The sequence below is a fragment of the Sulfitobacter sp. BSw21498 genome (assembly GCF_006064855.1).
Lineage (GTDB): Bacteria > Pseudomonadota > Alphaproteobacteria > Rhodobacterales > Rhodobacteraceae > Sulfitobacter.
This window is the reverse complement of sequence record NZ_CP040754.1, coordinates 42,345-62,161: the sequence shown is the minus strand read 5'-3', so window position 1 is coordinate 62,161 and position 19,817 is coordinate 42,345. Positions and strand designations below refer to the sequence as shown.

The following is a 19,817-nucleotide window of genomic DNA, read 5'->3' as shown; positions in this document are numbered from 1 at the left end:
CATTCACATTTGCCCGGCTTAATAGGACCGGGGCAAACCCATGACTTTGTTGCCAATATAGCTAAGGCACAATTCCCTGTTCACCGGGGCGGTGCGCAACAGGCGCATCATCGGATACATCTCGTAGATGCCGGTGTCTTCGGTGAAACCCGACCCGCCATGCGCCTGCAACGCGGCATCCACCGCCTCGATCCCGGCCTCGGCGGCGGCGTATTTCGCCATGTTCGATGATTCCCCCGCGGGCAGTTTGTGGTCAAATTCCCAAGCCGCACGCCGGGTCATCAAGCTGGCCATTTCGACATTGGTATAGGCCTTGGCCAGCGGATGCTGCACACCTTGGTGCGCGCCGATCGGCTGGTCGAACACGTTGCGTTCACTGGCATAAGTCACTGCCTTGTTGAGCGCAAAGCGACCGATACCACAGCACAAGGCACCCAGTACGATCCGTTCGGGGTTGAGCGAATCAAACAGGATATTGAACCCCTCGTCGACGTGACCCACCACATCCTCGGGGCCAAGGTCCACATCGTCAAAGAACAGGGTCCACTGTTCCTCGGGCAACGGGATTGAAATGCGTACCCGTTGCATGTCGACGCCCTTTTTCTTCAGATCGACTGCAAATAGCGTAAAGCCATCGGTCTTGCGGGCCACCTGATCGAGCGGTGTGGTGCGCGCCACAACAAGGCAGTAGTCCGACACATCCGCGCCAGTGATGAAGGTCTTTTCGCCAGACAGAGAAAACCGGTTGCCGTTGCGCTTAGCCATCGTCTTGGTTTTCATTGAGTTCGATCCGGCACCGGGTTCGGTGATTGCAAAACAAAACTGGATGTCACCCTTGCAAGCGGCTGGAAGCAGCTCTTTTTTGTGGAATTCGGTTCCGTGTGTCGCCAGATGCGCCATCGACATCGTCGGCCCAACCACCATCATCAGCAGCGGGATGCCATGGTTAGCTGTGCCCTCCATGAACAATGCCATTTCGGTCATGCCCAGCCCGGCACCACCATATTCCTCGGGCACCATGATGCCCAGAAAGCCGTCATCGGCGATCTGTTGAAACATCTCTTTGGGAAACTCATGGCGGCGCGCGTGTTCCAGCCAATAGGTATTGTCGTAACTTTGCGCCAACTGGCCACCATATTCATAAATCTGGCGCTGTTCGTCGTTCAGGTTGAAATCCATTGTTCAGATCTCCGGTCTATTGTTTGAAATCAGGCGTGCGGCGGCTTTCGAAGGCGTCCAAACCTTCGGCCACATCCGCACTAGGCAGGGCGCGCACTGCAGCGTCACGTTCCAGTCGCATCTGCTGATCAACCGTCATGTCTGCGCCTTCGCGCGCCAGCCGTTTCATTTCGGCTATGCCGGGCCGTGATCGGGTTGCGATGGTCTGGCAATATTCCTGCGCCGCTATGTGCAGATCACTGTCCGGCACGATGTAGTTGATCAGACCCGCGTCTTTCGCGTCACCCGCCCCCAGCCAGCGGGCCGAAAACATCAGGTCCAATGCGCGGCGTTGCCCCATCAACCGGGTCAGCCTCTGGCTGCCGCCCCAACCGGGGATCAGCCCGAACTGGGCGTGCTGGTCGCCGAACTGGGCGGTTTCAGCGGCAAAACAGACATCCGCCGCCAGCATCAATTCGATCCCACCTGCAAGGCACAAACCTTGAACCGCGACGATGACGGGTAGGGGGCATTGCTCCAGCTTGCGCAGGTTGTCCATACCAAAGCCGATGAAATGGTCCAGCGCGACTGGATCGTATAACTTTTCCTTGACCTCGGTCAGATCGGCACCGGTGCAGAAATGCTTGCCCTGTGCGCGAATCAAAATGGCGCGTACCTCGCGGTTGGCCTCGAATTCGGCGCGGGCGGCAGCGATGCCCTCGTGCACCTCCAACGACAGGCAGTTGAACTTTTCCGGACGGCTCAACTCGATGATGCCGACATTTCCTTCGATTCTAGCAGTTACCGGAGTGCTCATTTCGCCGCCCCTTTGGATTTGTTGTCGTATTGCAGCGCAACCCGGCCGACTTTTTCACGCGCGATCACCAGTTTCTGGATCTGCGCGGTGCCGTCGCCGATCTGCAGGCCAAGCACATCGTTGTAGCGCTGGTGATGCGGCAGGTCGGTGGTGTAGCCATAATGCCCGTGCAGGATCAGGCATTGATGGATGATCTCGCAGCAAGTCTTGGGAAGATACCATTTGCACATCGCGGCTTCGGATGTGTGTGGCAGGTTCTGGTCCCGCAGATTCAGCGTATAATAGCAAAGCTGGCGCATCATCGTCAGCTGGGTTTCGGCTTCGGTCAGCGGAAAGCTGACGCCCTGATACTGTACCAGCGGCGCGCCAAAAGCCTCGCGGTCTTGCACGTAGGCCCAAGTTTCATCAACGGATGCCTGCGCCGCACCCAGACATTCCAGTCCAATCAGTGCACGGCTGAAATCAAATCCGGCCATGATCGAGCCAAAGGCGCGGTCTTGTTCGGCCATCATGTTTTCGGCGGGCACATATACATCATCGAAAAACACCGATCCCCGCCCGACAGGTTTGGTTCCGATATCGTCGAAATGGGTACGGCTGATGCCCTTTTCGGTCAGGTCTACGAAGAAGGCACTGACGCCTCTAGATCCGCCCTCGGGGTTGCTAGTGCGGGCAAAAACTACGGCTGCATCGGCCTGATCGGCAAAGCTCATCGAGGTTTTTTCACCGCTCAGACGCCAGCCGTTGCCAAATTTTTCGGCCTTGAGCTGCAGGTTGGCGGCATCCGAACCTCCACGCGGTTCTGTCAGACCCAACCCGATGACCACATCACCCGAGATGACTTTTGGCACCCATTCCGCCGCGATTTCAGACGAGGCATGCTTAGCGACCATGCCGCCCATAAGAGACCCAAGAAGCTGAATGTAGCTGGCGTTGAAATCAGCATAGGCGATCTCTTCGACAATCAGTCCGGCGGTGACGGACTCCAGGCCCAACCCGCCATATTCCTCGGGCAGGTCAGGGGCAATCAGGCCAAGCGCGCCCATTTCACGGATCAGTTCCCGATCAAACGTATGGCCCGAGGCCCGTTTCTGATAGCCAGGGGCCAATTTATCACGCGCAAACCGTGCGGCGAGATCGCGAAAGGTTTTTTGATCTTCTGTTGGCTGAAACTGCATTCCTAAATTTCCTCCCAGAGTGTCGGATTCTATCTTTTCATAAAACCTAACAAATGTTAGAAAGTGAGGCAAGCCGTAAAGGGAGATCTCCATGAATCAGAACCAAAAGAGAACGAGCGCATTCGATAATTTGCTGTCGCCGCTTCGCGTTGGGGCATTTGAATTGCGCAACCGCGTTATCATGGGCTCGATGCACACGCGGCTTGAATCCGGGCCCGATCCAATTACCAGGCAGGCCGCGTTTTACGCCGAACGCGCGCGTGGCGAGGTTGCGCTGGTTATCACTGGAGGGTTCTCCCCAAATAGCGAGGGGTTGCTGGAGCCAGGCGGTCCCCGTATGGACGATGCCGTCGAAACTGCCACGCTGCGGCCCATCTGTGATGCGGTCCACACAGAGGGCGCACTGATCTGCGCCCAACTTCTGCATGCGGGGCGGTACGCCAAGGTCGAAAACTGCGTCGCACCGTCGCCGATCCGCTCCCCGATCAATAAATTTGTTCCCCGTGAACTTACCCATGAAGACATCGTTCGCACGATCAATAATTTTGTCACCGCCGCTGCCAATGCGCAGGCCGCCGGTTTCGACGGGGTCGAGGTGATGGGATCCGAAGGCTATCTGCTGAACGAATTTACGGTGCCCCATACCAACAAGCGCACCGATGACTGGGGTGGCAGTGTCGAAAACCGCCATCGCTTGCCGGTAGAGGTCGTGCGCGCCGTGCGCGATCACTGCGGCCCGGATTTCATGATTATCTACCGGATTTCTGCTGCGGATCTTATTGAAAACGGTGCCCCTGCCGAAGAAATCGCGTTGCTGGCCCAGAAAGTCGAGGCTGCAGGCGCCGATATGCTGAACACCGGTATCGGCTGGCATGAGGCGCGCGTGCCGACCATCGCATATCCTGTGCCCCGCGGAGCGTGGCGTCAGGCAGCTGCGAATGTGAAGCGCGCGGTGTCGATCCCCGTCGTGGCTTCGAACCGGATCAACACGCCTGAACTGGCCGAGGACATTATCGCCAGCGGCGATGCGGATCTGATTTCGATGGCGCGCCCTATGCTCGCCGACCCGCATTTCGTCCGCAAGACTCGACAAGGGCGCACGGATGAGATCAACACCTGCATCGCCTGTAATCAGGCCTGTCTTGACTATATATTTTCGGAACGTGTGGCAGGATGTCTGGTGAACCCGCGCGCCGGGCGCGAAACTGAATTCCACGACAATGTGGCGACCGTGCCCAAAAAGATCGCCGTGGTCGGGGGCGGAGCGGCTGGCTTGGCCAGCGCGGCCGAGGCCGGACGGTTGGGTCACGACGTAACCCTATTTGAGGCCGCCGACACATTGGGTGGGCAACTGAATCTGGCACGCGCCGCCCCCGGCAAAGACGAATTTGACGAAACGCTGCGCTATTTCCGGGCGCAATTGCACAAACACGGTGTGGTCGTGAAACTGGGCACAGCTGCTTCAGCCACGGATCTGGGCGGCTTTGACCATGTGGTGATCGCCACTGGTGTGACGCCGCGATTTCCGGATGTGCCGGGTATCGACCATCCCAAGGTGGCGACTTATGCGCAGATCCTGTCAGGCGAACGCCGCGCGGGTGCGCGGGTTGCGGTGATGGGTGCAGGCGGTATCGGCTTTGACGTGGCAGAGTTCTTGGTCACGGCACCGGCCGAAACAGAACAAAGCGCCGTGTTCTTTAGTGTTTGGGGCGTGGATGGAAAATTCACCCGGCCCGGGGCGCTGAGTGGCGATCCGCTGGCTCCGGTTCCTGGCACACGTGCAGTGACCGTGCTGCAACGCAAACCCAGTAAACCGGGCAAGGCTTTGGGCGTGTCCACGGGGTGGATATTGCGCAACGCCTTACGCAAACGCGGGGTCAAGATGCTGACCGGTGTCAGCTATGACCGGATTGACGATACCGGACTACACATCACGCTGGATGGCGCGCCAATGAGCGTCGAGGCCGACACGATTGTTCTGTGCACCGGGCAGGAGCCGGTGCGCGCGCTATATCAGGCGCTGACGGATCAGGGCGTTGTTGCCACCATGATTGGCGGCGCGAAAGAGGCCTCCGAGCTGGATGCGCTGCGCGCCATCGACGAAGGGGTCAGGCTGGTGCAGACCTTCTGATCCGCCTGATTGATGAATTCACCGGCCAAACGCGGCTGCGTTCTCGGTGATGAAACCCGCGAACCGGCGGGCAGGGCGGCCCAGAACGTCCTGCACCGTGGTTTCGGTGCCAGACAGATATCCTTTCGGGGCAAGTCCGGCCAGTTCTATCATCGCATCGGCGACCTCTGCGACCATGCCGGATGTTATCATATTGGCGCGCGCCTCGTCGGGGCCAACGGCGCGGCGAGTGATGTCGCGGCCAAGCGTTTGCGTCAGCAGCGCCGCAATATCGTCGCCGCTCAGTGCCTCGTCGCCGGTCAGCCCATAGGCTTTGCCAAGATGCCCCTCGCCGGTCAAAGCTTCGGTTGACACATCGGCGATGTCGCGGGCATCGACCCAGGAAACGGGTCCGCCCACATCGTCGAGGTAAGTGTTTCCATTGGCGATGCTATCGGACTGCCACAGCAGATTCTGCACGAAATAGGTCGGTTGGATCAACGTCCAGCCCATGCCGCTTTCCTTCAGCAACTCCTGGCTGGCCGAATGCCAGATGCCAAAGGTCAGCCGGGCCTTGGGCGAGGCCCCGAGCCCGGTCGACATGACCATATGCTGCACACCTGCGTCTGCTGTGGCGTGGACCACATTCGCCTTCCAGCGCCCCATTTCCTGATGTGCGGGCGTGACAAGGAACGCCTTTTGCGCCCCCTTGCAGGCCCGCGCCAGCGCGGCAGGGTCGTCGAAATCAGCCACCATGGCCTCGCAACCCTGCGCCTTGAGCGCCGCAATCCGCGAGGCATCGCTGGTCACGGCGCGCAGGGCGATGCCTTTGTCCGAAAGCGAAGAAATAAGGTGTGTGCCAATCGTGCCAGTGGCACCGAAAATAACGATCATGTCTGTTTTCCTTGCAATGCTTCGATTGGGGCGATGGTTTCCGGGTTCTGCACGGACGACAGATCGCCCGGATCCTCGCCCAGAAATGCTGCCCGCACGATGCGGCGCATGGTTTTCATCGTCCGGGTCTTTGGCAGGGCTTCGACGAAATGAATTTCGCGCGGGCGGAACGGTTTTGAGACCGCTGTGCCCACTGCGTCTTTTAGAAAGTCGACCAATGCCGCGTCGGGGGTCACGCCGGGGGCTGCGACGCAGACAACGACAACGGCGACACCTTTCAACGCATCTGGCGCAGCGATGGCGGCGGCGTCGATGACTTTGCCGGTCAGGGTCATGGCCGCCTCGATCTCGGGCGGACCGATGCGTTTGCCGGCGATGTTCAGAGTGTCGTCGGATCGGCCCAGAATATACCATGTGCCATCAGCATCATGACGCACCCAGTCGCCGTGGCACCAGACGCCGGGGAAGGTGGACCAGTAGGTTTCCAGATACCGCGCCTTGTCCTGCCAGATTGTCGGCGTCAGCCCCATGGGTGGTTGGGCCACCACCAACTCACCGACCTCGCCCAAATCAGCCTCTGACCCATCCGGGCGCAGAACCTTGGCGCCAACCCCCAACGCTTGCGTCGAGAACCCGCCCGGCGATAGCCGGTGCAACACCGTTGAGGTCAGGATCGCGCCAAACAGTTCGGTGCCGCCGGAAATATTCAGCGGGGCTGCGCGATGGCGGCATATATGCGCCAGTTGCCATAGCCAGGCATCGTCGGTCCAGGGCTCTCCGGTTGATCCGACGATGCGCAGTGGCGACAGATCGTATCCGGCCAACGGGGCAGGGTCCTGTACCATAAACTGACGCACCAGCGTGGGCGCCACGCCCATGTGGGTCACCTTCGTTTCGGCGGCAACGCGCAGCAAGCGAAACGGGTCGTCTGGCGTTGACGGGGCACCTTCGGCAAGCACCAGCGTGGCACCGGCCAGAAGAACCGAAATCAGGGTCAGCGGCCCCATGACCCAGCCCATATCCGTCATCCACAGATGCCGGTCATCGCGCTGAAGGTCGAGACACAGAAGGAAGTCAGTCGTTGCTTTGGCCTGAACTCCCAGATGCGTGTGTACCACACCTTTGGGCCGGCCGGTTGTGCCCGAAGTATAGGCGATCATCAAGGGACCTGCGGCGTCTACGGGAGCGGCGGGGAAGGTCGGATCGGCCGCTGCGATAGTGTCATGCCAGTCCAGATCGCGGGCCGGATCGGCGGATGTTCCCCCGAATCGGCGCAGGCTGATGACCGTTTGCACCAACGGAAGATCGTCTATCGCACTGACCAGTGTCCGCTCCATCGCCACCGGCTTGCCCCGGCGCGGTGACGCATCAACTGTCAGCACAGCCCGGGCGTTGCTGTCGTTCAGCCGTGCGGTGATTGCGGGAGCGGAGAAACCGGAAAACAACGGCACAGCGATGGCTCCCAACCGGGCAATGCCCAGAAACGCGGCCGCAATTTCAGGGATCATCGGCATATAGATGCCAACCGCATCGCCCGCGCCGATGCCCCGGGCGGCCAGAGCGCCGGCGACACGGGCGCTCTGCTCGGCCAGATCGTTGTAGGTCCAGCTGCGGGTGGTCCCGTCTTCTGCCACCCAGTCAATAGCGGTCTTGCCGCCAAGTCCAAGGTCAATTCGCGCGTCGAGACATGTTTGCGTCAGGTTGAGCGTGGCACCGGTGGCCCAGCGGATATTCTCGGGGCCGCCGGTGAAGTCACGCAGTGTATGAAAGGGATGCGAGAACCGGATACCGGCAAGATCAATAATCTTAGACCAAAACCAATCGGGGTCGGCGTTGGACCGTTCAAGCAGGTCTTCGTATGTATCCGCGCCACAATGGTTCAGAAAACCGGCAAGATTGCTGTTTTTACGGATATCATCGGCGGGATCAAACATGTCGGACCTTGTGAAAAAGGCCGCGCCGTAGCGCGGCCAGTTGAGGAGGTAGTTCTTTTATTTACCTTCCAGGGGGCGCACGCGCCCGACTAAAATGCCTAGCCGTGCATGGACAAGCCGCCCGACACGGAAATGACCTGACCTGTGATGAACCCAGCGTCCTCCGACGCTAGGAAGCAGACAATCCCAGGGTAATCTTCGGGCTGGCCAAGTCGCTTCATCGGAATGGCGCGTTTCAAGCCTTCGGCAATCTTTACGCCGGCTTCGCCTTCGGCAAAGCTTGCAAACAACGCTGTGTCAGTCGGCCCTGGAGATACGGTGTTCACCTGCACACCTTTGCGGGCCAGTTCGCGTGCGACTGTTTTCGAAAAAGAGATGATTCCGCCCTTGCAAGCCGAATAAACCGCTTCCCCGGACGATCCGACACGCCCGGCATCCGAAGCAATGTTGACCACGCGACCGCCCCCATTCTTAACCATTCCGGGCAGTACCGCGTGATGCATATGCAGCGGCCCATAAAGGTTTATTGCAATGATCTTGTCCCAGAGCGCGACATCGGTATCGAGGAACGGCTTTGCGACATCCCAGCCCGCATTGTTGACCAGAACATCGATAGGCCCGCCCGCTTCGAATGCAGTTACAGCGCTATCGACTGCGGCGCGATCCGCGATATCAACCGTGTAGGCGCTGGCCTTCCCACCATTTGCCTCAATAAGCGATACGGTTTCGGCCGCGCCGTCCGCATTGAGGTCAAACACCGCAACTTCGGACCCTTCTTCGGCGAAACGTTTGCACACTTCGCGTCCAATCCCACTGCCACCACCTGTGACGATCACTCTTTTACCTTGCAGTCCACGCATCCTGTAACTCCTCTTGGGCCCTTGCTGTTTAGTCGCGCACGGGCTAAAATCTAACATCTGTTTGAATTTATCTGCTTGATATCGGTGTGTCCAGAGGTATTTACCCATGAATATGACGCCCAAACCCCAAAACGCTGTGCTGCATGACGGACAGCCAAGTAAGTCCGAGCAGACGCGAGAGACGATCCTCGCGGCGGCGGCACAGTTTTTCCGCAATGAAGGGTACAATGCCGCGACCATGCGCAAAATCGCCAAAGTTGCAAATATGGAAGCTGGCAGCATCTACTACCACTTTTCGTCCAAAGAAGACATTCTGGGTGAAGTTATGGAGCTTGGGTTGCGCCGCCTTTATGTCGAGGCGTCGCGGGTTCTGGCCGAGGCTAGGGCGCAGGACAAGGATTTCCGACAGGTCCTGTCAGAGATGGTCGATACACACCTGACCTTTCTTTTGTCTGAAAGCGATTTTACATCCGCCAATATTCGCAACTTTCCGACGCTACCCAAAGAGTTACGCCAAAAACACCGGCCGCTGCGACGCGCATATTCCGACCTGTGGAACGGTTTCTTGGTAGAAGCCCAGCAGAATGGCTGTATTCGCACCGATATCGCGATCAGGCCTGTACGCCAGTTCGTGCTCGGCGCGCTCAACTGGACGGTCGAATGGTATGACACGGAGCGTTTTCCCGTCGCAACACTGTCCGAGCGGGTTACAAGGCTATTGCTGGATGGGATGGCCACAAAAGAGCACGCTCTGGTTCTTGTCCCCCGGCATCGCGACCGGCAGATTTTTGAACCGGAAGCCGATACCAACAAGGCAGCACGTACACGTATGCAAGTGCTATCTGCGGCCGCGCGGATCATCCGCGACCGTGGCTACAAAGCGGCAACAATGCGGGCCATTTCGACCGAGGCTGGGATCGAGGCCGGCAGCATCTACTACCATTTCGGGTCAAAAGATGACATTTTAGATGAAGTGCTGGATTTGGGGCTGCGCGATCTATTGAAGGGTGTGACTAGGACCGTTTCTGATTGGGAAAAGTTTCCTGATGACCTGAGCAGAATGTCTGCAGCGATCAAGACACATATGGAGTGTCTGTTTCAGGCCAGTGAATTCACTTCGGCAAATATTCGAATCTATGGTCAACTGCCCAGTAATGTGCGCGCTCGCCATTGGCCAGTGCGCCATGAATATGCGCAGCTTTGGGACCGCATTCTGAAAGATGCGCAAGACTCCGGTTGCTTGCGTTCCGATATCAGGATCGTCCCTTTGCGGCAGGTCATGTTGGGTGCATTGAACTGGACCGTTGAATGGTTTGACCCAAAAAAGGCGGGGCAGGAGGGAAATATCTCGTTGCCCGAACTTGTCGAAATTCTGCAAAAACTGCTTCTTGGCGGACTGTCGAAGTAAAACAACACGCTCGTCTGAATGCGCCGGAAAGCCCCATTTTTCAGATCAGCTCGGGCTAAAGCCTTCGGCGAGACTGCTTAAAGGTTTACTGATCTGATTGATGCAAGGCATTTCACTGCAAGCCTTTGTTGACAAATTTGACAATTGGCGAAATAACCAAGCAATCGTTTGCTTATTTAAGGAATCACGATGACAGCCTTGGCACCCAAAGCCAGAAGCAACAATCGCCGAGAACTCATTCTTGACGTCTCGGCGCAGCAGTTTGTTGAAAAGGGTTTTGCCAGTACGTCAACGCGCGATATCGCCAAGGCAACCGGCATGTTGCCCGGTTCGCTGTATTATCATTTCGCATCAAAAGATGATTTGCTTGTCGCCGTATTCGAAGAAGGCGTGCAGCGGATAAGCGCCAGTGTGGATACAGCCCTGGAGGCCGCGGGCGCGGACCCCTGGGTGCGCTTGCAGGCCGCCTGCGAGGCGCACCTGGCGATGCTGCTGGGTACAAGCAGCTATGCCCATGTCGTGATCAGAACGTTGCCGTCAGATTTCAGCGACGCGGAAAAGACTCTGGTTGGCTTGCGTCGGCAATACGAGGCGCGGTTCACGAGGCTTTGCGATGCGTTGCCATTGCCGCCACAGACCGACCGAAGCGTTCTGCGGCTGATGCTGATTGGCGCAATGAATCACACGCCAGTCTGGTACCGCGAGGGTCGCGATACACCAGCCGGACTTGCCCGTAAATTCATCGAAAATCTGCACGTGCCGCTGGTCGGGGCAGGGGCCAGCGAAGCGGCCCGTACAGATGCGTCAGGTGAACCAGTTTCGAGGAGGATTGAGGATGAATGACGTTCTGTTGGCCCCTGCGCGGGTGCTGGTTACCAAGATCGGACTGGACGGGCACGACCGCGGCAGTCGCATCATCGCGGCCTATCTGCGCGATGCGGGCATGGAAGTGATCTATACCAACCCCTGGCAGGCCATCGACGCGGTTGTGGCGCTGGCGCTCGAAGAGGACGTGGATGTCATCGGCATCAGCTCTTTGGCAACCGATCATCTGTTGGTTCCAAAGCTGATGGTCGCGCTGGATGCGGCCGGGTTGGGCCATGTGCGCGTCGTAGTCGGCGGCATTGTACCCGATGAAGATGAAGCGAATCTGTTGGCCGCAGGCGTTTCGAAGGTGTTTCACCCTGGAGCCGTGCGCGAAGACATTGTCACCGAGGTGGAAAGACTTGCAATCGCCGCCAGCAACGAACGCCCTTTGGACTAGAGAAAGGCAGAAGTGATGAACAAGATAGCCAAGCCCGTGATGTCGACCGGAAAAGGTACACACCAAGCTGCATTTGACGAGTGGCAACAGAATTATCACGCCCTGATCGGGGAGGACAAACCGGTCAGAAATCGCTCTGGCATCAAGGTCGAACCGCTTTACTGGCCGTCGGACGATCCCGATGGTGCCTATAACGAAAAACTTGGGTTTCCAGGCGCCGATCCGATGACGCGCGGCATTTATCCAACGATGCATCGCGGGCGCACATGGTCGCAGCGCCAGTTGATCGGGCTGGGCCGTCCGGTGGATTTCAATGGGCGGATCAAGAAAATACTGGCCTCAGGGGCCAGCGCACTCAGCATCATACCGTGCAATTCGGTCTACCGGGGGATCGACTGTGATGAGGTAGAGCCAGAAATTCTGGGCACTTGCGGGACCATTATCAATACCGAAGAGGACATGGACATATGTCTGGCAGACATCCCGATTGACGAGATTTCGATCGGTCTGAACGATCCAAGCCCGTTCACCATGTTGGCGCAGATGTTGGTGGTGGCCGAAAAGCGCGGGATCGATTGGAAAAAGGTCACCGGAACGTCAAACCAAAGCGACTACATCTCGCATTTCGTCGCCAACCACATGTTCTATCGCCTGTCTTTGCAAGGTGCCCGCCGGGTGCAGCTGGACACCGCCGCCTATCTGGCCGAGCATGTGCCGAACTGGAACGCCTTTTCGATCGTTGGCCAGCATATGCAACAGGCCGGGGCGACCCCGGCACAGGCGATGGGGTTGACGCTGTCCACCGCCATCCAATACGCCGAGGATTGCAAAGCGCGCGGGATGGACCCGGAAAAATTCCTTGAACGGTTCACCTTCTTTTTCGACATCTCGATCAGTTTCTTTGAAGAAGTGGCCAAGTTCCGCGCCGGACGGCGTATCTGGAACCGGCTTGTGAGCGATCGTTTCGGGGTCACCAATCCGCGCGCCAAACGGTTCAAGTTTCACGCCCAGACATCGGGCTGCGATCTGACCCGGCAACAGCCGCTGAACAATATCGCGCGGGTAACGATACAGGCAATGGCCGGCATCCTTGGCGGGCTGCAATCCATGCACACGGACGGCTATGATGAAGTTCTGTCAACGCCTACCGAAGACTCTGCCAAGGTTGCCGTTTCCACCCAGAATATCCTGAAACACGAGGCGCATTTGTGCGATGTGATCGACCCGTTGGGTGGGTCCTATTACGTTGAATCCCTGACCGATGCGATGGAGGTGGAAATCCTGAATGTCATTGCGGAAATTGACGCGGAAGGCGGCATGTTCAAGGCCGTCGAAAGCGGTTTTGTGCAAGAAATGATCGGGGCCAGCGCCCTTGAATTCCAGGATCAGGTGGACAGCGGCGAACAGATCGTTGTCGGCGTCAACGCATTCAAAGAGGATGAAGACGCCTCGGCCCGACCTTTCCTGAAGCGCCCCTCGCAGGTACATATGAAACAACAGGTAGAGCAGCTGAAAAAGATCAAGGCTGCCCGCGACCCCGCTTTGCTGAACAATGCATTGCAGGAATTGCGTCAGGCCGCGCGGTCCGAAGATATCAACGTCTTCGCCGCCGAGATCGACGCGGTGCGTGCTGGCGCCACACTGGGTGAAATCGTCAAGGTGTTGCGGGACGAATTGGGCTTTGGCCAACCGCTTGTAGTCGCCTGATCACCGTGCAGGATCAAACCGCCGAAAAGCCGGGGCTTTTGGCGCGTCTGTTGGCCGGACAAACCGCCGCACTTGCCCGCGCAATAAGCATCGTCGAGCGTGATGGTCCAACTGTCAGTGCGCTGTTGAAAGCAATCCAGCCGCATCTGGGCCGCGCGATCGTGGTTGGCTTTACCGGCCCGCCGGGTGCTGGAAAATCGACGCTGGTGAATGCGTTCATCGGGGAAATGCGGGGGCGGGGGCGGACAGTCGCAGTCGCCGCTGTCGATCCTTCCAGCCCGATTACCGGCGGCGCGGTTCTGGGTGACCGGATCCGGATGGCAGAGCACACGATGGACGCCGGCGTGTTCATCCGCTCGCTTGCATCGCGGGGGCATCTGGGCGGCCTGTCGGCTTCGGCCGCGCGGGTGGCTGACCTTATGGACGCTGCGGGCTTTGACGTGATCGTTCTGGAGACCGTGGGTGCAGGGCAATCCGAGGTCGAGATGGCGGAAATGGCGGATGTCAGGATTGTCATCTCGGCGCCGGGCCTGGGGGATGACGTTCAGGCGATCAAGGCAGGCATTCTCGAGATCGCCGACATTCTGGTCGTCAATAAGTCCGATTTGCCGCTGGCCAAACGGACAGTTGGTCAGTTGCAGGCAATGTTGGCCCTGCGTGCGCCGGGCGACTGGAAAGTGCCGGTCCTGGCGACCAATGCAGTCGATCGGACGGGCCTGTGCGAACTGGCCGACGCAGTCGATCACCGGGCCGCGACGCGCAAAATGAAAGGCCCGCGTGATGCCCTTGGCGGGCGTACCCGGCGCTTGCTGGCACAATCCGTCGCCAAATATGCAGAACATCGCGTTCTGAACGATACATGCGCAACCATCGACGCGGTGGTTTCGGACCTTCAACAGGCAGGGATCGGTCTGGACGATGCAATTACAAAGGTCCTGATGCGACTATGCGAAAGCCAAGACAATGGATGATTCTGCAACCGACCTACCGTCATTTGAACTGTTGAAGGCGCAATTTGTGGCGCGCGACGGTTATATGCAGTCGTTGGGCGCTGAACTGGCCAAGATGGGTCGCGGTCATGCAATTGTCCGGATGCCGGTCCGTCAGGACAGTCTGAACTTCAACGGAACCTGCCATGGCGGCGCGATTTTTTCAGTCGCGGATTGTGCCTTTGGGGTGGCGTCGAACAGCTATGGCACACTGGCGGCAGGCATTGACGTTCACATCACCTACAACGCCGCAGCCCGGCTTGGGGATGTATTGACCGCGACAGCAACCGAAGTTTCTCGGTCTCGCAAGATCGCGGTCTACGAAGTGACGGTCAGCGGCGACACGGCAGGGCATATAGCGTCCTTTACAGGCACGGTCTATATCATTGGCCACAAGAATTTTACCTGACTTTGAAACCGGGTTGACAGGATGTCGCCCGACACCTAACAAGTGTTAGGTAGGTAAATTTTTGTAGGGCACGATGGCACTCTCGAAAACAGTTGCACAAAACGCCGAGGTAGGCCGCACGGGCATTCTGGATGCGGCCGCCTTGCTGTTAGGCCGCCAAGGATACGGGGCGGTATCTCTGCGCATGATCGCCGAGGCCGCGGGGATCAAGGCCGGCAGCATTTACTATCACTTCGCCTCTAAAGATGACATTATCACGGAAATTCTTGATGCAGGAATCCAAGCGGTTCATGACGAGGTCCGCGACAGGGTGGCGGCCTTGAGTGCAGATGCGCCCGCGCGTGACGTATTTCGTGCAGTACTCCGTGGGCATCTATGTGCTTTGCTGGAACATGGCGCTTACACCTCGGCCAACGTGCGCATCTTCGGCCAAGTGCCACCTGTAGTGCGCGACGCCAACCTACCGGTTCGCCGCGCCTATGAGGCTTTCCTGGATAATCTGTTGTCAGAATTGAAGGTGCGGGACGCGATCCGCAGCGATGTCAATCTGCCCCGGTTTCGCTTGCTGCTGATCGGCGCGCTGAACGCGACGCTTGAATGGTTCGACCCCCAGAAGGGCAGCGCCGAGGATCTTGCCGATGACTATGCCGACACATTCTTGAACGGGATTCTCAGCCAAAGCGGAGACAACACATGAGCCGCATCGCAACCCGGATAGATACCCGATCCCCGGTTTTTGAACAAAACTGGGCGCAATCACAAACCTTGTTGGGAACTCTGCGAACACGCATGGCCTTTGCCACAACTGGCGGCGCGGAAAAGCTGCGCGCCCGCCACCATGAGCGCGGAAAGCATCTGGTGCGCGACCGGATCGACCGATTGATCGACCCGGGCACGGCCTTTCTGGAACTGTCGCCACTTGCCGCCTGGGGCCAGTATGACAATCAGGTCCCCGCGGCCGGAATCGTTACCGGTATCGGCCTTGTGAAGAGCAAGCATGTGGTTATCATCGCCAATGATGCTACCGTCAAGGGCGGCAGCTTTTTCCACGAGACAGTGAAAAAACACCTGCGCGCGCAGGAGATCGCCGAACAGAACCGTATGCCCTGCCTTTATCTGGTGGATTGCGGCGGGGCCTATCTGCCGGAACAGGACCGGGTGTTCCCCGACCGCGACCATTTCGGAAATTCGTTTCATCGCCAGTGCCGCATGTCGGCTGCCGGATTGCCGCAGATATCGGTGGTGTTTGGCGGCTGTACCGCCGGTGGTGCCTATATTCCGGCGCTCAGCGATCAGGTGATCATGGTTGATGGCAACGCACGCATCCATCTGGGCGGCCCGTCAATCGTCAAGGTTGCGATCAACGAAGAGGTTGACGGCGAGACTCTAGGCGGCGCCGCGATGCACACGCGGATCTCTGGCGTAAGCGACCATCTGGTGGCGGATGAAGACCAGGCGTTGGCGCTGGCCCGCACCCTGATCGGCGAGACGAATTTTGAGCGTAAGCCAGCAAAGGTCGCGCCGGTGCTGTCGCCGCGATACCCCGCATCAGAGCTTGGCGGGGTGATCAGCGCCGATCCCAAAATGCCCTATGACGTGCGCGAAATTATTGCGCGCACCGTGGATGACAGCGGTTTCAGCGAATTCAAACCTGAATGGGGCGAAACGGTTGTCTGCGGCACCGCCCGCATACATGGTCATATGGTAGGGATAATCGGCAATAACGGCGCGCTATTATCGCAATCGGCACTGAAAGCCGCGCATTTCATAACCCTTTGCGATCAGCGCAACATCCCGCTTCTGTTTCTGCATAATATCACCGGCTTCATGGTTGGAACTGTCGCCGAGCGCGAAGGCATAGCCAAGAACAGCGCCAAGATGGTTTACGCACAGGCAGTCGCGCGGGTGCCCAAGCTGTCGGTCATCGTCGGCGGTTCTTATGGCGCGGGCAATTACGGCATGTGCGGGCGCGGCTTTCGGCCGAACTTCCTGTTCGCATGGCCAAGCGCGGTGCTGGCCACGATGTCGGCCGATATCGCCAGCAACGTGATGCTGGAACTGCGCCGGACCAATGTCAAAGCCCCCACCGCCACGCAAGAAGAACTGGACGAAATCGAATCCCGCGTGCGCGCCCAGTACGGCGAACAATCGGACCCGTATTTCGCCACCTCACGGCTTTGGGATGATGGCATCATCGAGCCTGCGCAAACCCGTGATGTGTTGGGTCTTTGTCTGTCGATCGTGTCCAGCACACCTGATGCAATGGGACACTCCCCAGTTTACCGAATGTAGGACCGTACTATGACCAGCCGGACATTCCAGACCATCACTGTTGAAACGGACACGCGCGGCGTGGCGCGCCTGACGCTGAACCGGCCTGCCAAGCACAACGCGTTGAACGGTCAGCTGATTGACGAGCTCAAACAAGCCGCAGATTTGTTGGCGTCGGATGACAGCGTCCGGGTTGTTGTTCTCACCGGCGAAGGCAAAAGCTTTTGCGCGGGAGGTGATTTCAACTGGTTCAAAGGCAATGCCGCAGCCGACCGTGCCACCCGTATCCGCGAAAGCAGCAAGCTGGCGCATATGCTGAATGCGTTGAATGCGCTGCCCAAACCGCTGATCGGGCGGATCCAGGGCCCGGCCTATGGCGGCGGGGTCGGGATGATTTCAGTTTGTGACATCGCCGTGGGTGTCGATACCGCACGCTTTGGTCTGACAGAGGTGCGTCTGGGGCTGATCCCGGCCAATATCTCGCCTCATGTGGTGGCACGCATCGGCGCGGCCAATGCGCGGGCCACGATGCTGTCGGGGGCCTTGTTCAGCGCAGCAAATGCCGAAAAGATCGGGTTGCTGAACGAAACGGTAACGCCTGACGATCTGGACGCGCGGATTGACTCGATCATCGCCGACCATCTTGAGGCGGCCTTGGGTGCAGTCGGTGAAACCAAGCGACTGATTGCCTACGTCGCCAGCCACAGTATCAACGACAGCATGATTTATACCGCCGATCGCCTGGCGGACGCATGGGAAACCGACGAAGGCACCACCGGCATCAACAGTTTTCTGGGCAAGACACTGCCCCCATGGCGGACCGGCAAATGAATTTCTCAACCGTTTTGATCGCCAACCGGGGCGAGATTGCCCTGCGCCTTGTGCGGGCCTGTCAGGGTCTGGGCCTGCGCGCAGTCGCAGTCTATTCCGACGCGGACAGGGAGGTACCGCATGTGGTTGCCGCCGAGACGGCGGTGCATATCGGCCCGTCCGAGGCCGCCCAGAGCTATCTGGATGGTGCCCGGATTATTGCGGCTGCCAAACAGGCCGGCGCGCAGGCTGTTCATCCCGGTTATGGGTTTCTGGCCGAAAATGCAGGTTTCGCGCAGGCCTGCGCTGATGCCGGTCTGGTCTTCGTTGGACCGTCGCCGGAAAACATTGCGCTGATGGGCTCAAAAATCGCGGCCAAAGCGGTTGCGGTTGCGGCAAACGTGCCGGTTGTGCCGGGCTACTACGGCGATGATCAGTCCGACGACCGGCTGCTGGCCGAGGCGCATATCATCGGCGTGCCGCTATTGATCAAAGCCAGCGCCGGGGGCGGCGGGCGCGGTATGCGACAGGTGCATGATCTGGCCGATTTTACCACCGAACTGATTGCCGCTCGGGCCGAGGCTGAGGCTGCCTTCGGCGATAGCCAGATTTTGCTGGAACGCTATGTCGGCACCGCGCGCCATATCGAGGTGCAGATCCTTGCGGACCAGCAGGGTAATGTGCGCCACTTGTTTGAACGCGATTGTTCGCTGCAACGAAACCATCAGAAAGTGATCGAAGAGGCACCTGCGCCACTACTGCCAGCCGACGTTCGCGCCAGCCTTCTGGAAAGCGCGGTGCGGCTGACCAAGGGCATCGGCTATGACAGCGCGGGTACGGTTGAGTTCCTGCTGGATGCCGATACCGGCGAATACTATTTTCTCGAAATGAACACCCGCCTGCAGGTGGAACATCCGGTGACAGAGGCGGTCACCGGCATCGACATTGCCGCATGGCAGTTGCGTGTCGCCGGGGGCGAGTCGCTACCGTTCGCGCAAGACGATATCACCTGCTCCGGCTGGGCGATCGAGGCCCGCATCGCCGCCGAAGACCCGGCCAACAACTATCGCCCCGAGATCGGAAAAATCACCAGCTACGCCGCCCCCGACATGCCCGGCTTGCGGCTCGATAGCGGTGTGCGCGCGGGCAGCATTGTCAGCCATTATTACGATTCCATGCTGGCCAAGCTGATCAGTTTGGCACCGGATCGCGCGTCGGCGATCCGGCTTTTGGATCAGGGGCTGGCCAAGTATCACATCACCGGGCCCGGCACCAATATCGCCTTTCTGCGCGATCTTCTGGCCTTGCCGGATTTTGTCGCCGGAACGCACAGCACCGCATCCCTTGGTGCGGCTTATCCCGATGGCTGGCACGCGCCCATACCCGGCCACCATCAGTGGGCCGAGGCCGTTCTGACAAACTTTCTGGCCAGCAATGACCGGGGCGGACATGATCCCTGGACCGCATTGGGTGCCTGGCGCGTGACCGAACCGTCCGGTCGACCAGGTGGCGCCATTTACCGGATCAACGGTGAAGATGCCCGCATCGAGGGGCGCGACGGGACCTATATCGTCACCCTTCATGATCTGGCCCCTATTGAAATGGAAAACGCCAGCCTGCGTGGCGGCATACTGTCTTATGAAACTGACGGCATGCGCCATAGCGCAAGCGCCGAAATCGACGGTGAGAAAGTTTCGTTGGATGGTCAAACCGGTCGCGCCTCGTTTGTTGTTCTGGACAGCGACAGGATCATTCAAGGGGTTGGCGAGGCCGCACTGGGTGGCGGCAATCAGGTGCGCGCACCGATGCCCGGCCTTGTCTCGGACGTTCTGGCCCAACCCGGTGATGTTGTCATCGCCGGACAACCGGTTGTTGTAATCGAGGCCATGAAACTTTTGCAAACCCTGACCGCGCCCTGTGCGGGCACTGTCGCCCAAGTCAATTATGCAGCCGGAGAAAACGTCGATATGGGCGCCGTGCTGATCACCATCGACCCCGAGGAATGACC

General features: G+C 58.8%; 17 protein-coding genes. 11 read left to right on the top strand and 6 right to left on the bottom strand.

What is annotated here, in order from left to right:
• Positions 1 to 18: 18 nt before the first annotated feature.
• The 3 genes from E5180_RS15230 to E5180_RS15220 are packed head-to-tail and all read right to left on the bottom strand — an operon-like array spanning position 19 to position 3,153.
• The gene (locus E5180_RS15230) at positions 19 to 1,179 is read right to left on the bottom strand and encodes an acyl-CoA dehydrogenase family protein (protein ID WP_089423327.1); all 1,161 of its coding nucleotides are present in this window, start codon (positions 1,177 to 1,179) and stop codon (positions 19 to 21) included.
• A gap of 16 nt (positions 1,180 to 1,195) precedes the next feature.
• The gene (locus E5180_RS15225; RefSeq protein WP_089423326.1) at positions 1,196 to 1,975 is read right to left on the bottom strand and encodes an enoyl-CoA hydratase/isomerase family protein; all 780 of its coding nucleotides are present in this window, start codon (positions 1,973 to 1,975) and stop codon (positions 1,196 to 1,198) included.
• The gene (locus E5180_RS15220; protein WP_089423325.1) at positions 1,972 to 3,153 is read right to left on the bottom strand and encodes an acyl-CoA dehydrogenase family protein; all 1,182 of its coding nucleotides are present in this window, start codon (positions 3,151 to 3,153) and stop codon (positions 1,972 to 1,974) included. Before E5180_RS15220 ends, E5180_RS15225 begins: the two co-directional genes overlap by 4 nt.
• 91 nt (positions 3,154 to 3,244) lie before the next feature.
• On the opposite strand from E5180_RS15220, the gene E5180_RS15215 reads away from it, so the two are divergent.
• Complete coding sequence (locus E5180_RS15215) at positions 3,245 to 5,284, top strand: NADPH-dependent 2,4-dienoyl-CoA reductase (RefSeq protein ID WP_138925289.1); 2,040 nt, start codon at positions 3,245 to 3,247, stop codon at positions 5,282 to 5,284.
• Between the two features lie 18 nt (positions 5,285 to 5,302).
• Here the strand turns inward: E5180_RS15215 and E5180_RS15210 are convergent, their stop codons facing one another.
• From E5180_RS15210 to E5180_RS15200, 3 genes are all read right to left on the bottom strand, one after another.
• Complete coding sequence (locus E5180_RS15210) at positions 5,303 to 6,157, bottom strand: SDR family oxidoreductase (RefSeq protein ID WP_089423323.1); 855 nt, start codon at positions 6,155 to 6,157, stop codon at positions 5,303 to 5,305.
• Positions 6,154 to 8,091, bottom strand: a complete 1,938-nt coding sequence (locus tag E5180_RS15205) for an AMP-binding protein (protein ID WP_138925288.1) — start codon at positions 8,089 to 8,091, stop codon at positions 6,154 to 6,156. The genes E5180_RS15210 and E5180_RS15205 overlap by 4 nt, the downstream gene beginning before the upstream one ends.
• A 98-nt stretch (positions 8,092 to 8,189) precedes the next feature.
• The gene (locus E5180_RS15200; RefSeq protein ID WP_089423321.1) at positions 8,190 to 8,951 is read right to left on the bottom strand and encodes a glucose 1-dehydrogenase; all 762 of its coding nucleotides are present in this window, start codon (positions 8,949 to 8,951) and stop codon (positions 8,190 to 8,192) included.
• Positions 8,952 to 9,057: 106 nt separating this feature from the next.
• Between E5180_RS15200 and E5180_RS15195 the strand changes: the two genes are divergently transcribed.
• The 10 genes from E5180_RS15195 (at position 9,058) to E5180_RS15150 (ending at position 19,815) form a co-directional block, all read left to right on the top strand.
• Positions 9,058 to 10,359 carry a TetR/AcrR family transcriptional regulator gene (locus E5180_RS15195; RefSeq protein WP_254700589.1) on the top strand — a complete coding sequence of 434 codons (1,302 nt, stop codon included), beginning with the start codon at positions 9,058 to 9,060 and terminating at the stop codon, positions 10,357 to 10,359.
• 189 nt (positions 10,360 to 10,548) lie between these two features.
• Positions 10,549 to 11,202, top strand: coding sequence for a TetR/AcrR family transcriptional regulator (locus tag E5180_RS15190; RefSeq protein ID WP_138925287.1), 654 nt, complete (start codon positions 10,549 to 10,551; stop codon positions 11,200 to 11,202).
• Entirely contained in the window at positions 11,195 to 11,623 is a 429-nt protein-coding gene (locus E5180_RS15185; protein ID WP_138925286.1) for a cobalamin B12-binding domain-containing protein, read from the top strand. The genes E5180_RS15190 and E5180_RS15185 overlap by 8 nt, the downstream gene beginning before the upstream one ends.
• Positions 11,624 to 11,638: 15 nt before the next feature.
• A complete protein-coding gene (locus E5180_RS15180; protein WP_302664659.1) occupies positions 11,639 to 13,330 on the top strand; it encodes an acyl-CoA mutase large subunit family protein in 1,692 nt (563 codons plus the stop codon).
• A 5-nt stretch (positions 13,331 to 13,335) separates the two neighbouring features.
• Positions 13,336 to 14,301: a methylmalonyl Co-A mutase-associated GTPase MeaB gene (gene meaB / locus E5180_RS15175; RefSeq protein ID WP_089423297.1), complete on the top strand. Its 966-nt coding sequence runs from the start codon at positions 13,336 to 13,338 to the stop codon at positions 14,299 to 14,301.
• The gene (locus E5180_RS15170; protein WP_138925285.1) at positions 14,294 to 14,728 is read left to right on the top strand and encodes a PaaI family thioesterase; all 435 of its coding nucleotides are present in this window, start codon (positions 14,294 to 14,296) and stop codon (positions 14,726 to 14,728) included. Before meaB ends, E5180_RS15170 begins: the two co-directional genes overlap by 8 nt.
• Before the next feature lie 73 nt (positions 14,729 to 14,801).
• Positions 14,802 to 15,425, top strand: coding sequence for a TetR/AcrR family transcriptional regulator (locus tag E5180_RS15165; protein WP_089423295.1), 624 nt, complete (start codon positions 14,802 to 14,804; stop codon positions 15,423 to 15,425).
• A complete protein-coding gene (locus tag E5180_RS15160) occupies positions 15,422 to 17,020 on the top strand; it encodes an acyl-CoA carboxylase subunit beta (RefSeq protein ID WP_138925284.1) in 1,599 nt (532 codons plus the stop codon). The genes E5180_RS15165 and E5180_RS15160 overlap by 4 nt, the downstream gene beginning before the upstream one ends.
• A 9-nt stretch (positions 17,021 to 17,029) precedes the next feature.
• A complete protein-coding gene (locus E5180_RS15155) occupies positions 17,030 to 17,830 on the top strand; it encodes a crotonase/enoyl-CoA hydratase family protein (protein WP_138925283.1) in 801 nt (266 codons plus the stop codon).
• Complete coding sequence (locus E5180_RS15150) at positions 17,827 to 19,815, top strand: acetyl/propionyl/methylcrotonyl-CoA carboxylase subunit alpha (protein WP_254700588.1); 1,989 nt, start codon at positions 17,827 to 17,829, stop codon at positions 19,813 to 19,815. The genes E5180_RS15155 and E5180_RS15150 overlap by 4 nt, the downstream gene beginning before the upstream one ends.
• Positions 19,816 to 19,817 lie beyond the last annotated feature (2 nt).

Bases quoted from the DNA above. Each gene is read 5' to 3' on its own strand.
- E5180_RS15180 (WP_302664659.1), top strand. From the start codon at position 11,639: ATGAACAAGATAGCCAAGCCCGTGATGTCGACCGGAAAAGGTACACAC.
- E5180_RS15205 (WP_138925288.1), bottom strand. From the start codon at position 8,091: ATGTTTGATCCCGCCGATGATATCCGTAAAAACAGCAATCTTGCCGGT.
- E5180_RS15210 (WP_089423323.1), bottom strand. From the start codon at position 6,157: ATGATCGTTATTTTCGGTGCCACTGGCACGATTGGCACACACCTTATT.
- E5180_RS15165 (WP_089423295.1), top strand. From the start codon at position 14,802: ATGGCACTCTCGAAAACAGTTGCACAAAACGCCGAGGTAGGCCGCACG.
- E5180_RS15230 (WP_089423327.1), bottom strand. From the start codon at position 1,179: ATGGATTTCAACCTGAACGACGAACAGCGCCAGATTTATGAATATGGT.
- E5180_RS15200 (WP_089423321.1), bottom strand. From the start codon at position 8,951: ATGCGTGGACTGCAAGGTAAAAGAGTGATCGTCACAGGTGGTGGCAGT.
- E5180_RS15155 (WP_138925283.1), top strand. From the start codon at position 17,030: ATGACCAGCCGGACATTCCAGACCATCACTGTTGAAACGGACACGCGC.
- E5180_RS15195 (WP_254700589.1), top strand. From the start codon at position 9,058: ATGAATATGACGCCCAAACCCCAAAACGCTGTGCTGCATGACGGACAG.
- E5180_RS15225 (WP_089423326.1), bottom strand. From the start codon at position 1,975: ATGAGCACTCCGGTAACTGCTAGAATCGAAGGAAATGTCGGCATCATC.
- E5180_RS15185 (WP_138925286.1), top strand. From the start codon at position 11,195: ATGAATGACGTTCTGTTGGCCCCTGCGCGGGTGCTGGTTACCAAGATC.
- E5180_RS15160 (WP_138925284.1), top strand. From the start codon at position 15,422: ATGAGCCGCATCGCAACCCGGATAGATACCCGATCCCCGGTTTTTGAA.
- E5180_RS15215 (WP_138925289.1), top strand. From the start codon at position 3,245: ATGAATCAGAACCAAAAGAGAACGAGCGCATTCGATAATTTGCTGTCG.
- E5180_RS15190 (WP_138925287.1), top strand. From the start codon at position 10,549: ATGACAGCCTTGGCACCCAAAGCCAGAAGCAACAATCGCCGAGAACTC.
- E5180_RS15150 (WP_254700588.1), top strand. From the start codon at position 17,827: ATGAATTTCTCAACCGTTTTGATCGCCAACCGGGGCGAGATTGCCCTG.
- E5180_RS15220 (WP_089423325.1), bottom strand. From the start codon at position 3,153: ATGCAGTTTCAGCCAACAGAAGATCAAAAAACCTTTCGCGATCTCGCC.
- E5180_RS15170 (WP_138925285.1), top strand. From the start codon at position 14,294: ATGGATGATTCTGCAACCGACCTACCGTCATTTGAACTGTTGAAGGCG.